The 14,896-nt window shown below is 33.6% G+C and carries 19 protein-coding genes; 15 read left to right on the forward strand and 4 right to left on the reverse strand.

Annotated elements, in window-relative coordinates; genetic code table 11:
* Positions 1-41 precede the first annotated feature (41 nt).
* The 3 genes from AC2CGN_RS07980 to AC2CGN_RS07990 all read left to right on the forward strand — a co-directional run bounded on the left by AC2CGN_RS07980 (position 42) and on the right by AC2CGN_RS07990 (position 2,485).
* Complete coding sequence (locus tag AC2CGN_RS07980) at positions 42-800, forward strand: MBL fold metallo-hydrolase (protein WP_429981729.1); 759 nt, start codon at positions 42-44, stop codon at positions 798-800.
* Positions 801-892: 92 nt separating this feature from the next.
* Complete coding sequence (locus AC2CGN_RS07985) at positions 893-1,768, forward strand: alpha/beta fold hydrolase (RefSeq protein ID WP_484513100.1); 876 nt, start codon at positions 893-895, stop codon at positions 1,766-1,768.
* 99 nt (positions 1,769-1,867) lie between these two features.
* Positions 1,868-2,485, forward strand: a complete 618-nt coding sequence (locus AC2CGN_RS07990; protein ID WP_484513102.1) for a DUF4304 domain-containing protein — start codon at positions 1,868-1,870, stop codon at positions 2,483-2,485.
* A 155-nt stretch (positions 2,486-2,640) separates the two neighbouring features.
* Here AC2CGN_RS07990 and AC2CGN_RS07995 read toward each other — a convergent pair whose 3' ends face one another.
* The gene (locus AC2CGN_RS07995; RefSeq protein ID WP_484513104.1) at positions 2,641-3,465 is read right to left on the reverse strand and encodes a hypothetical protein; all 825 of its coding nucleotides are present in this window, start codon (positions 3,463-3,465) and stop codon (positions 2,641-2,643) included.
* A 164-nt stretch (positions 3,466-3,629) separates the two neighbouring features.
* Between AC2CGN_RS07995 and AC2CGN_RS08000 the strand changes: the two genes are divergently transcribed.
* Positions 3,630-4,172 (forward strand): GNAT family N-acetyltransferase, encoded by a 543-nt coding sequence (locus AC2CGN_RS08000; RefSeq protein WP_429981732.1) that lies wholly within the window; start codon positions 3,630-3,632, stop codon positions 4,170-4,172.
* A 165-nt stretch (positions 4,173-4,337) separates the two neighbouring features.
* Here the strand turns inward: AC2CGN_RS08000 and AC2CGN_RS08005 are convergent, their stop codons facing one another.
* Positions 4,338-4,796 carry a DinB family protein gene (locus AC2CGN_RS08005; RefSeq protein WP_484513106.1) on the reverse strand — a complete coding sequence of 153 codons (459 nt, stop codon included), beginning with the start codon at positions 4,794-4,796 and terminating at the stop codon, positions 4,338-4,340.
* 125 nt (positions 4,797-4,921) lie between these two features.
* Complete coding sequence (locus AC2CGN_RS08010) at positions 4,922-5,542, reverse strand: LysE family translocator (protein ID WP_429987275.1); 621 nt, start codon at positions 5,540-5,542, stop codon at positions 4,922-4,924.
* Positions 5,543-5,825: 283 nt separating this feature from the next.
* On the opposite strand from AC2CGN_RS08010, the gene AC2CGN_RS08015 reads away from it, so the two are divergent.
* The 7 genes from AC2CGN_RS08015 (at position 5,826) to AC2CGN_RS08045 (ending at position 11,579) form a co-directional block, all read left to right on the forward strand.
* Complete coding sequence (locus AC2CGN_RS08015) at positions 5,826-5,939, forward strand: tautomerase family protein (RefSeq protein ID WP_484513109.1); 114 nt, start codon at positions 5,826-5,828, stop codon at positions 5,937-5,939.
* 417 nt (positions 5,940-6,356) lie between these two features.
* Positions 6,357-6,782 carry a 3-hydroxyacyl-ACP dehydratase FabZ gene (gene fabZ, locus AC2CGN_RS08020; protein WP_429981736.1) on the forward strand — a complete coding sequence of 142 codons (426 nt, stop codon included), beginning with the start codon at positions 6,357-6,359 and terminating at the stop codon, positions 6,780-6,782.
* 176 nt (positions 6,783-6,958) lie between these two features.
* Positions 6,959-7,654, forward strand: a complete 696-nt coding sequence (vanR, locus tag AC2CGN_RS08025; RefSeq protein ID WP_429983972.1) for a VanR-ABDEGLN family response regulator transcription factor — start codon at positions 6,959-6,961, stop codon at positions 7,652-7,654.
* Positions 7,655-7,679: 25 nt separating this feature from the next.
* Positions 7,680-8,771: a vancomycin resistance histidine kinase VanS gene (gene vanS, locus AC2CGN_RS08030; protein WP_484513111.1), complete on the forward strand. Its 1,092-nt coding sequence runs from the start codon at positions 7,680-7,682 to the stop codon at positions 8,769-8,771.
* Between the two features lie 287 nt (positions 8,772-9,058).
* On the forward strand, positions 9,059-9,937 hold the full coding sequence (locus AC2CGN_RS08035) for a D-alanyl-D-alanine carboxypeptidase family protein (protein ID WP_429987276.1): 879 nt from the start codon (positions 9,059-9,061) through the stop codon (positions 9,935-9,937).
* A 208-nt stretch (positions 9,938-10,145) separates the two neighbouring features.
* Positions 10,146-10,622, forward strand: coding sequence for a hydroxymyristoyl-ACP dehydratase (locus AC2CGN_RS08040; protein WP_283872644.1), 477 nt, complete (start codon positions 10,146-10,148; stop codon positions 10,620-10,622).
* A 234-nt stretch (positions 10,623-10,856) separates the two neighbouring features.
* Positions 10,857-11,579 (forward strand): polysaccharide deacetylase family protein, encoded by a 723-nt coding sequence (locus tag AC2CGN_RS08045; RefSeq protein WP_484513114.1) that lies wholly within the window; start codon positions 10,857-10,859, stop codon positions 11,577-11,579.
* Positions 11,580-11,599: 20 nt separating this feature from the next.
* Here AC2CGN_RS08045 and AC2CGN_RS08050 read toward each other — a convergent pair whose 3' ends face one another.
* Positions 11,600-11,866, reverse strand: coding sequence for a translation initiation factor 2 (locus AC2CGN_RS08050; protein WP_286925252.1), 267 nt, complete (start codon positions 11,864-11,866; stop codon positions 11,600-11,602).
* 201 nt (positions 11,867-12,067) lie between these two features.
* On the opposite strand from AC2CGN_RS08050, the gene AC2CGN_RS08055 reads away from it, so the two are divergent.
* From AC2CGN_RS08055 to AC2CGN_RS08070, 4 genes are all read left to right on the forward strand, one after another.
* A complete protein-coding gene (locus AC2CGN_RS08055) occupies positions 12,068-12,757 on the forward strand; it encodes a GNAT family N-acetyltransferase (protein WP_484513116.1) in 690 nt (229 codons plus the stop codon).
* A gap of 261 nt (positions 12,758-13,018) precedes the next feature.
* A complete protein-coding gene (locus tag AC2CGN_RS08060) occupies positions 13,019-13,165 on the forward strand; it encodes a hypothetical protein (protein ID WP_484513118.1) in 147 nt (48 codons plus the stop codon).
* Between the two features lie 210 nt (positions 13,166-13,375).
* Positions 13,376-13,621, forward strand: a complete 246-nt coding sequence (locus AC2CGN_RS08065) for a matrixin family metalloprotease (RefSeq protein WP_484513120.1) — start codon at positions 13,376-13,378, stop codon at positions 13,619-13,621.
* A gap of 27 nt (positions 13,622-13,648) precedes the next feature.
* On the forward strand, positions 13,649-14,485 hold the full coding sequence (locus AC2CGN_RS08070; RefSeq protein ID WP_484513122.1) for a hypothetical protein: 837 nt from the start codon (positions 13,649-13,651) through the stop codon (positions 14,483-14,485).
* Positions 14,486-14,896 lie beyond the last annotated feature (411 nt).

Genomic DNA, 14,896 nt, shown 5'->3' on the forward strand with positions numbered 1-14,896 from the left:
AGTATAAACTAATTGTAATTTAAAGAAAAGGAGTTATGAATATGAACATTCAACAAATTCGCAATGCTACTGTTGTCATTGAATATGCAGGAAAAAGTTTTTTAATCGACCCACTTCTAGCAAACAAAGGGATTTATCCACCGTACCCAAATTCTCTACGACAGGACCAAAATAACCCATTGGTTGCTCTACCAACATCCATTGACCAACTTATAAACGTGGATGCGGTGATTGTTACTCATTTACATATTGATCACTTCGATGAGGTTGCAAAAGAAGTATTACCAAAAGCTATCAAAATGTTTGTTCAAAATGAAGAAGATGCTTTAGAGGTTAAGAACGCTGGATTTACCAATGTAGAGATATTACAAGAGGATACTGTTTTTGAGGGTATTCAATTAATGAAAACAGTAGGTCAGCATGGACGCGGTAAAATTTTAGAAATTACTGGTCAAGTGTGCGGTGTTATTTTTCACCACCCAAGTGAAAAGAAACTATACATTGCAGGAGATACTGTTTGGTATGGCGGAGTCCAACATGTACTAGAAAAAAATAAACCAGATATTATTATTGTGAATGGAGGAGACAATCAATTTTTACAGGGAGGCTCTCTAATTATGGGGAAGGATGATATTTACGAAGTTTATCTCGCTGCACCAAATGCTAAGATTATCGTAAGCCATATGGAAGCTATTAACCATTGGGCATTATCTAGAAAAGAATTACGAAGCTTTTTAAATGAAAAAGAAATCACTGATTATGTGCTTGTTCCAGAAGATGGTGAAAATTATAAGTTTTAAAGAAATTAGATGCAAATCTTTTTTAAATAAATAATTGTATTCAATATAATAATGATGCGAAATCCTGTAAAATTGAAACGGGGGGTGTCTAAGTGAAACATACAATTTATACAAGTGATAAAGGTAGATTGGTCATTTTGAAGCATTATGAGCAATATTTAAAGTCTTTTGATTTTGCAATAGAACGTGTTATGGTGGAAACAACCTTTGGCAAAACACATGTATTAATGGCAGGACCAAAAGAAGGGAAGCCCTTGTTGATTTTTCAAGGTGGTAATTGTATAAATCCTATGACATTATCTTGGTTTAAGCCACTCCTAAAAAAATACAGAATATATGCACCAGATACAATTGGACACCCTGGTTATAGTACTCAAACTAGGATTTCTGCAAAAGATCAAAGCTTTGCCCAATGGATTGCCCAATTAATGGATTTTTTTCATATTCAGAAATGTGCTGTTTTAGGTCCATCCTATGGAGCAGGTATCATTTTAAGGCTAGCGGCCTATTTGCCAGAGAGGATTGACTGTGCTGTGCTTGTTTCACCAGCAGGAATTAAGCTAGGCTCAAAAATCGAAATGCTACAAAAGATTTTCATGCCTTTACTGCAATTTAAAAAAACGTCTTCTATCAAGTATCTTAAACAAATAACGGATTGCATGTCTGCTGGTAATATGAAAGAGAGCGATCATGAGATTATTGGAGATATTTTTCGGTTTGTAAAATTAGAACAAGGGATGCCTAAATTAACAACTAGAGACGAATTAGCGAATTTCTCTGCACCTACCTTAATCATTGCTGGTGAAGAGGACATCTTTTTTCCGGAAAATAAGGTGAAAAAAAGTGCTGAACAAATCGTTCCCAATTTAACAGCTTTCTATTCATTGAATATGGGGCACTTTCCATCTGAGAATCAATTACAAACAATTAATCATACCATACAGAATTTTTTTGAAAAATATTATTAAAGGGTACTTCAAGAGGTATCCTTTTTGGGAATTCAACGGTTTACTACTTCTAAAAAATTTATCTGTATCTTGAAATAAAATAAAAGCAATGTTCTAGGGGTGATCATATTGCAACAGCTCTTTCATGAGATGATAAAGCAGGACATTAGGCCGTATCTTTCCAAACATGGCTTTTCAAAGAAGGGTTCGAATTTTTATAAGATGACGGGCAGCCTGATCTATTTGTTCAATTTTCAAAAATCCTCTGGCAATTTAGCGGATAATGTAATGTTTTATGTGAACTGTGGGATTTATGCAGAAGAGTTGGCTAGGATACAATCAAGAGAGATTTTGACAAAACCCAAAGAGGTAGACTGTCACTTTAGAGCAAGAATAGGGGAAATAGCCGAGTCTGTTCCAGATCGATTTTCAATCACTCCTACCACAGATATGGATGATATGAGAAAAACGCTGCAAAATGGATTAGAAAAGGTTATCGAGTTCAATAATACTATGATTAGTGCCAGATCCCTTGTTGATTATTACATATCAGGCCCATTTTTACATCTTAGTGAAGAAAGTTTACATTTGTTGCTACAATCTAATGATGTAGGGGCAGCTAAACTTTTTTTTAAGGCTTTACAGAAAAAGTACGGAACTGAAAAAAGATGGTCCATTTTTGAATACAAATACAAGGTAATCTTTAATAAATATGGAGTGGAATTTGATAATCTATAAGTAATTTAGCTCAGCGCACAAATTCCTAACAGAACAGCATAAGCCGTAAGTCACAATCAATCACGCGCAGCGATTGTTTCAAACTTACGGCTTTGCCTGTATTACAATGCAAAAGATAAGATAAAGAGGGACTTATTAAATAATCTATTGCCAGGCTAAACTAAGCATGTAAGAGTGGATAAACGATTGTCAGCTTTTGTATCAATGCCATTGAGCCAATCATCCATTAAAGCTAGATGTTTTGCTAACACAGCATCTGAGTATAAACTCCACAATTCTTTTGTAAATCTTAATTGTGTTTCTTGTATTTCAAATTCAACTTGCTTTACATTATGCTTCCCATTGTGCTCCTCCATTGTAACAGAGCTAGAGTAAATATAAATATCAATATTTTCCTCACAGTTAATCGTGCTTTGAGTAAATAGTTTTTCAGTTTGTTTTTCTGAGCTAGAAGAAGAGGCGGAATTTGCTAATGCTTTTAAGCTTTCTACGATTTTTCCTTTATCAACTGCCGAAATGCCATTATATAAATTGGCGATTTGGTCAATTACTTCATTCCAATCGGAAGTCCTACGTTTAAAGGATTTTAGACTGCTATTTAATAAATGGATAAGTGGGTTTTGTAAAATTTTTGACACATATTTTTCATAAGCAGGAACATTATTTTTATCGTTTGGTAATGCTGGATTAAAATTAGAAACAATTCTAGCAATATCAAGAATAGTTGTTAATCCAGTTGTTGGAGCTACTTTAGCAGCTTCTTTTACTGCAGAACTATAGCGTCCAAAGTTTTGAAGTGCTTGCTGAACTTGATTGTCAGCGATTCTAGCCTCCGACAGCTGACTCCCAACAAAGATTCCTTGACTGACAACTGTTTGATCTGATGGTGCAAGTTTAATAGCAACAGGCGCTAAATTTTGATGCAGAGAAATATCATTTAGTGCTAACCAGCTTTCCATTTTTAAGTCAAGATTTGTCATAGAAAAAAACCACCTCTAGTTAAATTTGTATTGGTTTGTAAACCAATAGTAGATATATACTTCAAATTTATAGCAATTAAAACCATTAATTTCAAAAATTCTGTGAACAAGTGAACAGGCTGGAAGAAATAAAGAAGTAAATAAAAACAGAAGGAGAATTGTCCATGTTGCATATTAAAAGAATATATAAAGAGGATTATCCCAATGGGAAGAAAATTATTTATCAATATCATTCTGATAAATTCTATGATGTTTCCTATCAGGTGCAAGAGAATGGTTGGACAATAGATTTTACATTAAAGCAATTTGACACTCCATTTCATAAGTATTTAGAAGGAGAAATTTTTGAAGATTATTTAGAAGAAATTGAATGTTATATTGCCGAAATAGACGAGGAAGAGGTGGGGATTGTTAGCTGTAGCCATGAGAAGTGGAATAATGTTCTAAGGATCAATGATATTCATGTATATTCGCAATATCAACATAATGGAATAGGGAGTCAACTTATGGCATTGATAAAAACAAGAGCTGAAGAACTAGGTGCCAGGGCAATTGTATTGGAAACACAAACCTCCAATTATCCTGCAATCCAATTTTATAAACACCACGGATTTCAGCTAATTGGCTGTGATCTATTAAGCTATTCCAATACAGATATGGAAAATAGAGAAGTCAGAATTGAATTGGGTCTTGTACTAGAGGCTTGAAAATAGGGTAAATGGTATTGAATCCTTAATGAAGAAGTTGATGGATTAGCTTGGCATTCATACAGATAATCAAATTCAAAGAAATCAAATGGAAGGAACAAATCCTTTCGCAACCGTGAAAAATCAGTAGGGATAAGATAGCCCCTACTGATTGAGAAGTTTTGTTTACAGACATTTTTTTATATCTAGTATTGCTTGTAAATGCATGCCTTCATGGAAAATTGTTCGAATTAGTACTTGTTCAATTGTATTCATCCTCATATCGATAGCTGGAAACTCTATCTCTAATTTGTCTCCATACTTTGCTTTTATGTTACCTGGCTGAGATTTTAAAAGCCCTTTTAACTCTTCAAACGATGGTGTCTCCTCAGTAAAATTAGCAGGAGAGGTACCATAGCCAAACCAGGCTTGAAAAGGTAGTAGATCCTTACTTTTTTCGTTTGTTATTGCCTCAAGCCATAAATATTGGTCTAGATAAAGATGGCCCATGTTCCAACGAATATTATTATGAAATCCTTGTGGTACAACCTCTGCATGTTCCTTTGTGATAAAATCTAGGACTTGTAAAACTTCATTGCGATAATGCTCTAACTGCTGAAATAGAACTTGATGACGATGTTTCATATGTTTTCCCCTTTTCTTTTTTATAATTTGCTAAAAAAGTTAAAATTCCTCCAATATTAATGATAAAATCTATAAAAAATGAGGGAGAACACCTTAAAAGTATGTTCTCCCTCATAGAAATTGATCTATCTACTTTGAGTCTGCAGAGCTAATTTAACACCTAAACCTATATAGACGAAACCGACTGCCTTTTCAATCCAACGTGACCCATTGTTAGTGGTTTTGGTAAAGATTTTTTCACCTATGAAGCTTGTCACAATAGCTAATAAAATAGTATACAAGGCGCTCATTACTACAAACGTAATCCCTAAAATTAGAAGCTGAACAGTAACGGATTGTCCATTGTGCTGTACAAATTGAGGTAAAAAGGCTAAGAAAAATAGTGCCGTTTTAGGGTTTAATATTTCTGCTAAAAAACCTTGGCGGAACGAAGTACTTGCTGGACTCTGTTCAACAGTTGGTTGTTCTATTTTTTGAGGTTTTGTTAGGAGCATTTGAATACCTAAATAAACAAGGTAAGCTACACCAATATACTTCACTACTTCAAAAGCAGTAGCAGATTTCATTAAAATAGCTGAAAGACCTAATACAGCGGCTAATGTATGGACTAAATCGCCCAAGCCAATACCTAATGCTGTGAAAACACCGTTCTTTTTACCACTTTTCAGTGTTTGTGTAATGGTTATTATCACAGCAGGACCAGGAATTAAAAATAACAGAAGTACTATTGCGATAAACGATATCATGCTTGACCATCCTATTCTAAAAAAGTGAATCTTATATAAGGGTTCCTATATAATTATGCGTAATTAACTAAATATTCAACCATTAAATCTGGTTAATGAGTGCAAAAAATATTATATTCTATTTAAACTATTATTGTCGATAATGAAATACTAAAAAAATAGTTATAGAATAGTTCGAAAAATATAAAATGGAATTAACGGTAAAATTGCAAATGAGATGAAAGGATATATTTAGAAATATATTTGTGTTCAAAAAACTTAAAATAAGAAGGGGAGGCTTATTATGCCTATTATTACAATTAAACTAGCAAAAGGAAGAACAAGAGAACAAAAACAACAGTTTGTTGAAATGGTGACGCAAGAGGCAGTGAACACGATCAATTATGCCTTGGCATAATTGCGTCCGGAATCGTCTTTGTGCTTACACAAAGAACTCCTTTTCGATTCCGTGACATCCGCCGGAGGCTTTAACTTCTTTCAGCGGGTGTTAGGACACCCTCTGAAAAGTAGCTTAAATTCGCATTCATCTCACTACCTATAAAGGGTGGTAGCCTATTGTTGAAAGAAGTTAAATGTTAAAAAAGAATGGGTAACAGTTATATTTGAGGAATATGAGCGTGACAATTGGGCTACTAGCGGACAGTTGCATTCTATTAAATTAGGAGATAGTTTTGGTTAATCATCGGGTACAAAAATTAAGTTTATTAAAAATCAGATTTTCGGAATGTGATTTTTTATCTTTAAATTTTAAAATAGTACCAACTATTAATAATTAGTGATAGAATTAGATAATAATTTAGTTGGAGGTGTTAATATGCTGGACATTCAGCAAATACAAGCAGCTATTAAACATCGCTATCCCTTTCTTTTAGTGGATCGTGTTTTGGAGTTAGAAGAAGGTAAGAGAGCAGTAGCGATTAAGAATGTTACGATAAATGAAGAATTTTTTAATGGGCATTTTCCTAATTATCCTGTAATGCCAGGAGTCCTAATTGTGGAAGCATTAGCACAAGTTAGTGCCATTATTATGCTTACAAAGGAAGGAAATGAAGGGAGACTCGGGTTACTTGCTGGTATTGATCAATGTCGTTTTAAGAAACAAGTAAAACCGGGTGACCAGCTTCGTCTTGAGGTAGAAATTACACGCTTAAAAGGGGCTATTGGAAAAGGGCGTGGAATAGCTACTGTTGATGGAGAGTTAGTGTGTGAAACAGAGCTTATTTTTGCCTTTGGTAGCTAATGAAAAAAACAAAATGCATTTGAAACCGCTTCGTCTATTTAGAGAAGTGGTTTTTTGCTGCGTAAATTCTTTAGAATTTCTTAAATCTCAGGCTTTACATGGCAGCTTGATTACCGGAATGGTATTATGATTGTTACATTAAAAGCAATGTTCGCAACTTTAAGGGGGAGATGAAAATAACAATTAATATTCTTGTCATAGATGACGAAAAGGAAATTGCCGACTTAATAGAGCTTTATTTAAAAAATGAAGGCTTTAATGTCTTTACATTTTATGATGCCAAGGAGGCACTAACTTGTATTCAGACAAAAAAAATAGATTTCGCTATTCTAGATGTGATGATGCCTGACATAGATGGCTTTGAAATTTGCAGAAGAATTAGAGAATATTATCATTTTCCAGTGATTATGCTAACAGCCAAGGATGAGGAAATTGATAAAATAACAGGTCTAACTTTAGGGGCTGATGATTATATCACGAAGCCATTTCGACCATTGGAGCTAATAGCTCGAGTGAAGGCTCAAATCAGGAGATTTACAAGGTACAACCAGCAGGAAGCTTTGCAGAATGATATGATTATTGATTTTTCTGGACTTATATTAGATCAAAACACACGGAAATGTATGCTGCATGAAAAACAATTGTCACTTACACCTACAGAATTTTCAATCCTATGGTTTTTATGTATCAATAGGGGACGTGTCGTTTCTTCCGAGGAACTATTTCAAAAAGTCTGGGGAGAAAAATATTTTAGCAGTAATAATACGGTAATGGTCCATATCAGACATTTACGAGAAAAAATGAATGATTCTGCAGAAAACCCAAAATTTATAAAAACTGTTTGGGGAGTGGGGTACACCATTGAAAAATGATTTCGGAAAACTAAAAAGGAAAATAATGCTTCAAATACTTCTTATCCTCGTCCTTGCATTAATAAGTGGGTATTGGATTAGCTCTCTATTGATTGATGGTGTTTTACAGGCTCCATTCGCTGATGCGTTTATTCATTTTTGTGAAAATGTTCTTCAACTTGATTTTTATGCTGCTCAGAAAGCCTATTCGATTATATTTCAGCAAAATAAGCAGCTTTGGTTAACAACTGGATTAATACTTTTATTATTAATAATCTTTTATTTTGCTCTTTCACGCTTTACAAAGTATTTTCATCATATTGCTTTAGGTGTCAACAGCCTTTTAGCAGAATCTGATAAAGATATTCAACTGCCAGCTGAGCTTGAATTTATAGAAAAGAAATTAAATGTTGTGAAAAATACATTAGAAAAACGTGCAAAGGATGCACAAGAGGCTGAACAACGAAAAAACGACCTTGTGGTATATTTGGCACATGATATTAAGACACCACTGACATCGATTATGGGATACCTTAGCTTGCTGGATGAGGCAAAGGATATGCCACTAAAGCAAAAAGAAAAATATGTAAAGGTTACATTAGATAAATCCTACAGGCTAGAACAATTGATTAATGAGTTTTTTGAAATTACGAGATTTAATTTACAATCCATTATATTAGATAAAGAAGCCATTAATTTAAATTATATGTTGATGCAATTGGCAGATGAATTTTATCCATTATTGGCACCTAAAGGGCAGCAAGCAATTGTAGATGTAAAGGAAGATATAAAGGTTTTGGCTGACGCCAATAAATTAGCTAGGGTGTTTAATAATATTTTTAAAAATGCGATAGCATATAGCGATGAGAACAGCATTATTAACATTCATGCAGAAAAACAAAATGACCAGATTCATATTTCATTTACAAACAAGGGAAAGGCCATTCCCCCTCAAAAATTAACCATGATTTTTGAAAAGTTTTATCGTTTAGACTCGTCAAGGTCTACACAAACGGGTGGAGCGGGTTTGGGACTTGCTATTGCCAATGAGATTGTACAAGCACATGGAGGAACGATATCTGCAATTAGCACAGATGAAAAAACAGTGTTTACTGTTAGCCTACCATCATTTTCTTAAGAAACCTTAAGAATTCTATAATAGATTATTAAAAAAGAGCTCCTTCTTTTATGTTTCAATAAAACTACAGTCAGTGAGGTAATTTCCTCAACCTCACTAGATTGAGAAACATATACAAAAATCTTCACTTCCTGTGAAAGTACTTGGTGAGTGAGATATCCTGTTGATTTTCTAGCTTTTTTTGACATCTTGCAATAGGTCTCTAATTGGGAAACAGGTATAAAAAGAAGGAGTTGTTTTTGTTGAAAAGAAAGGGATTCTTTAGCGTATTTCTTATAATATTACTAGTGTTTATTTATTTTGTGGTTGTCAAAGATCATCCACTTCAGCCAAACCTTGATCCATTTAAATCACCTCAGCTAGAGATGCCACAGAAAAGTGACGATATGTTCAATATAGATTTATATAGCTCTAATGCCATATTAGTGAGCTTAGAGGATCATACTATTTTATTGGATAAAAATAGTGAGGAAATCATATATCCAGCTTCTTTAACGAAGTTGATGACTGTCCTTGTCGCACTTGAAAATATACCCGATTTAAAGGAAAAGATTATTCTTAAAAACCGTGTTTTTACCAACTTATACGAAGAAAATGCTTCTATGGCAGGTTTTCTCCCTAATGAGGAAGTAACTGCAGAGGATTTGCTTTATGGTGCGATGCTGCCATCAGGAGCTGAAGCATCTATTGGCTTAGCTGAATCTATTGCTGGTTCAGAAAGTGGGTTTGTCCAGCTAATGAATGAAAAGGCTCAACAGCTTGGAATGACGAATAGTCACTTTATGAATGCTACTGGGCTACATCACCCAGACCATTATACAACTGTGAAAGATCTTTCAATTCTCTTACAGTCTGCTCTCGCAAATCCAATATTCAGGGAAGTTTATACAGCTGAAAGATATTCGATAAAATCAACGAATCGCCATCCAGAAGGAATTACTTTAACAAGCAGGCTGTTTAATTATTTAAACACCAATCAGGTAACGAAAGGTAAGATTATTGGAGGAAAAACAGGTTATACAGAGCAAGCTGGTCTCTGCCTCGCAAGTCTAGCATCCATCAATGGGGAAGAATATTTGCTCGTAACGGTTGGTGCAGAAGGTGATCCACGTTCAGAGCAGTTCAATATTACAGACGCATTAGCTGTTTATCAAAAATTATATTAAACATAAATCGAACCAGGTACTTAAGTAGTCCTGGTTTTAATTGAATTTATACAAAATATTAGTGGTATTTTGTCGAAAATAGCATACAATAGACAATCCCTCATATAATTTAAATGTCTGAACATTTGAGCGAACTATTGATCTGACTATAAATAATCTCTATTCGATTATTAAAACAGGTAGAACACGATGAGAGGATGAGGGGGTTTTGAAGCATCCCAGCACGAATATATTAGAAAATAAAGAAGAATTATTTGTACCTGAGAAAGCTTTAAATAAAGATTTTTGCGATCAATTAGTGACTAAAATTCATAAAAATATACTGAATGAGAATATTTCGAATGATGTCTATATGTCTTATTTTGTGATTTTCGACCAGAAATATGAGCTTAAAGAAATTCGATATTTATTAGATCTGTTAAAAGTACAAGCAGATGAAATTATTCGATCTAAACCCATCTATATTACATTAAGTGGTGTGATGTTGTCGTTATTCGCCATTATTGCCTGTGCTATTAATGTAAAACTAATGGTTGGTATTTCTTTATTTCAAATAGTTGCCCTAACAATTTTAAGCTTTAATGTAGCTATATTATTTATTTCATTTAAAATTGAAAAAGAATACAAAAAAATTTATGCGGTCATAAAATTAATTGAATATTACTTAAGCTTTTATAAAAAATAAATTTTACAGCCGACACCAACCATTCCAAAAAATGAAGCAAAGGATAGATAATGTTTACCGCTTTATGAACTTCCTCCAAATTATAAGCTGAAAAAACATAGTTCCCCGCTTTCTTCAAAAATAATCATGTAAAGGCGCTTGATTTATACGGAACAAAATGATAAAAAATAAGCATTTAATTTAAAAAACCTCAAATAATAAGGTACGAAAAATTTTATTTGAGGAAGTGAAAATTTGAAAAAATTTTTTCAAATCGTATTACCGATTTGTCTGTTAATGATTTCCTTTGATGTCAAAGCTAGTACCTATGAAAATAAAGGAAGAAAGTATTATGAAGAAGCAGGTCAAATTGTATGGGAAATTAAAACGGATGAAAAAATTGTGGCTCTTACTTTTGATGACGGACCACATCGGAAGTACACCACTCAGATTTTAGATATTTTGGCAAAATATAATGCAAAAGCCACTTTTTTTATAGTTGGTCAAAATGCAGAAAAAAATCCTGAAGTTATTTCAAGAATGTATAATGAAGGTCATGAACTTGCCAATCATACTTTTACACATCCGTTAAGGACTAATGTTCCAAACCTGCTAAAGGAAATTAAGCAAACAGATGAAACTATACAAAAAATCACTGGTGTTACTCCTACTTTATTTAGACCTGTAGAGGGTCAATATTCAGATGCCATGATTGAAGCGATATCCAAAGAAGGCTATAAGGTGGTAATGTGGTCTTGGCATTTAGATACATTAGACTGGAAAAGTCCAGGTACGAACCGAATTGTTAATACTGTTTTAAAAGGAGTAAAGGAAGGTAATATTGTCCTGTTTCATGATGGAGGCGGTAATCGTAAGCAAACTGTAGAGGCAATGGAAAGTATTTTGGCAGAGCTAGAAAAACAGGGTTATCGATTCGTCACGGTTTCCGAGTTACTTGAAGTACAGCAGACAAAGTAATTCATAGTGGAACCTTGTTTTCATCTTAAAGATCTTTTAATATGCTTTAATTCAGAAATTAAATAATCAATTTGCTTTTGCATATTTTCAGATTGCTTTGCCTGATCATTATTGTTTTGGGAACTATCATTGTTGCTTTTTTGTAACGCCTGTAATGCAAGACCAGCGGCAATTGTTTGAATACCATCACCTAATGTCGATATGGATGTGCCAATATAGGCCAGCTTTGCAGCATAAATGTCCAAAGAGTCATTCGATGGATTCGAATTATTATCATTTCTTTGCATTGTTATGCCTCCTTTAAGCAAATTGTGTTAGATGGTCACTACTTTCATCATATGCGTACCACATCAAAAAAGGGAATCGAACCAAATTAAAATTTATACCTCACCTCCAATTGTTTCATAGTGGAGGTGTTTTTTTTTGCGCTACTTCCAGGTGTTTAGAAAAGGTATAATTGCCATTAATAACATAAGGGGGTTAGAGGAGTGACTAAGCTAGAATTCATTGAATTAAATCATGAGCTATTAGAGGGTATGGGAAGCTATTGTCTTAGAAGTAAAAAGAATTCGAAGGGCTATAGACAAAAGAACAAATGGCTTCAAAACCGCTTTGACGAAGGCTTGAAGTATGTTCAGATTTTTAAAAATAATAAGCAAGTTGGCTTTATTGAATATACAGCAGCAGAATATTCTTCAAGGGTTGTCTTTGCGAATGGCTATTTAGTAATTCATTGCTTGTGGGTCAGTGAAATGGGACAAGGCTATGGAACCCAACTTATTCAAAAGTGTTTGAAAGATGCAAAGAGGCTAGCTAAAAAAGGTGTGGTGGTTGTGACAAATTCGACGACATCGTGGACGCCAAGTAAAGAAATTTTTTTAAAAAATAACTTTCAATGTATGGATAAAGCTCCATATGGTTTTGAATTACTTGTCTATTCATTTACTCAAGAATTGGAGCAACCTTATTTTCCAACTGATTGGGACGAGAGAATAAATAGATATAATCAGTTAACGATTTTGCGTTCCTTCCAATGTCCATATGTTGAAGTTGCCACAGAAAATATCGTTTTGGGGGCAATGCAATTAGATTTACCTGTGGAAGTGATTGATTTAAGCGATAGAGAGCAGATAATGACATTATCGCCAACGCCTTATGGTATTTTTTCTGTCATCTAAAAGGGACAGCTAGTTACATTTCACAGACTAACTGTTCATTCTGTAGTCAAGAAATTAAAAGAGCTGAGATAATATATTTGGGTGTAATTGCTATAGTTATTAATGCTTATAAAAACACAATACAAGTTACTAAAGGTGCATAATATAGCTTTAAATCGTCATTTATTTAATATTTATTTCTATCAGCAACTGTAATTATAGATGACGATCATGATAGGGATTCTGTAACGACGCCTAATAAAATGAAGGGAGGGTAAATCTTTGGTAACCATACGCCAAAAATTAGGGCCCATTTCACTAGCACTGACAATGACAAATGGCAAAAATAATTTTAAAAAATATATTGTTGTTCATGAAACCGATAATACGAACATTGGAGCTGATGCTGATGCACATATACACGCCTAACAAATAAACGGTAATAGTAGGGAAGCTAGTTGGCATTGGCAAGTGGATGATCAAGAGGCTGTTCAATCATTTTAAATTAAGGTAATAATTCATAGGATAGTCAGTCTAAAATGAAGGCTGATTATCCTTTTTTATTTACATAATATAATAATTAAATAATGGTTGAATATATGGTTTAGGAGGTTTAATATGGATATGTAATAAGAACGTTTGTTTGTTTTTAGGAGGACACAGTTTCGGTGCGGCTATAAAATTAAAGCACCTGTTAACGTTTATATTGTTCAACAAAGTGGAAAAACTACAAATGGTTACAAGAAAACTACAACTCATGAACTCGGACATGCACTTGGATGGAGAGGACATTCAAGTAATGCTAAAGATATAATGTATGGGATTTCATCCGAAGTAACAAGTTTGACAACGAGAGATAAAAATCATTTAAAGCAAGTTTATTAATCACCTAAATAGAAAGGAGTTTTTAAGATGAGAGCAATGAAAAAAAGTTTTATGGTAGCTTTAGGCTGCTTGTTTCTTACAACAGGATGTGCCGCAGAAAAAGACCAAACTGTACAGCAATTAACTAATCAAGAGAGTGAGAAAGTATCAGAAGTAGAAAACTTAGACGACTTAATTATGATTTCTGACAATATAGTAGTTGGTGATGTTTTGTATGAAGAAGCATTTAATGATATGGGTACATACAAATATACCGTCTCTGTCAAGAATGAATTAAAGGGTAATGTAGGTACAACTTCTATCGACGTTTATGAAGAGTCTGGTGCGTTGGAGAAAGGGAAAGAGTACGTTCTATTTTTAGAGTATTGGGAGAGTGAACTTTATCCTAATCCAGTCTTCACCTCGATAGGAGAACATGCTCCTATTGAAATCAACCAAAATAAATTGATTGGCGAAGAAAAAATCGTAAACCAGAAAACAATGGACGAGATGACTGATTACATTAAAAATTCTCCAAGTGTACAAGTTTTTTCGGAAAAGGATTACAATGTAATAGAACAAGCAAATGACTTAGATGAATTAGTTTCCTTATCTGACCATGTCCTTCGCATTGTTCCAAAAGCAGTGATTCATGAGAATAAATATGTAAAGACAGCAGAAACAGAGATTTTAGAGAACTTTAAAGGTACAATCAGTGAAGAAAAAATACCTCTAAATTTACCTGCTGATATAGTCTTAGAGAAAGAATATATTATTTTCTTAAAGGGAGACGAAAGTTATAGCCTCGCGACAAGAGAGGGAAGTTTAATTTCTAAAGACAATGAATCGCAATGGCAAGATGCTTTAAATAAATTTACTAAATAAGCTTAAATAAATACTGACTAATAATTAGGAATGGAATTACTCAAGATAATAGTTGATGTTTGGATGTATACTGTAGATATTAATCACGTAAATCGATAGTTGATCTGCTTTTTCTAATTCTCCGACTGTTTCGTACACATATCTCCACATTATTGAACGCCTCCTGAAAATGCATTATATTCAACAATAATTTTTCAAGAGAGCAACAATCTATACGAAAACAGCCTTCCTTAAAGATCAAAGAGCTGTTTTTGACAGCTCTTTTTTCTTAATGTACTAACGGTGCAGGATAGTTGAAGAAGGAATTATTGTAAATAAACAAGACATACTATACCACTAACGTCGCATGAATTTTAATTGAATTTTCTGTTTTCTAATTTTTTCGTTTTTGAAGAAAATGAAAGACGCTTA

It is taken from the genome of Lysinibacillus sp. DFXJR4 (assembly GCF_057196045.1).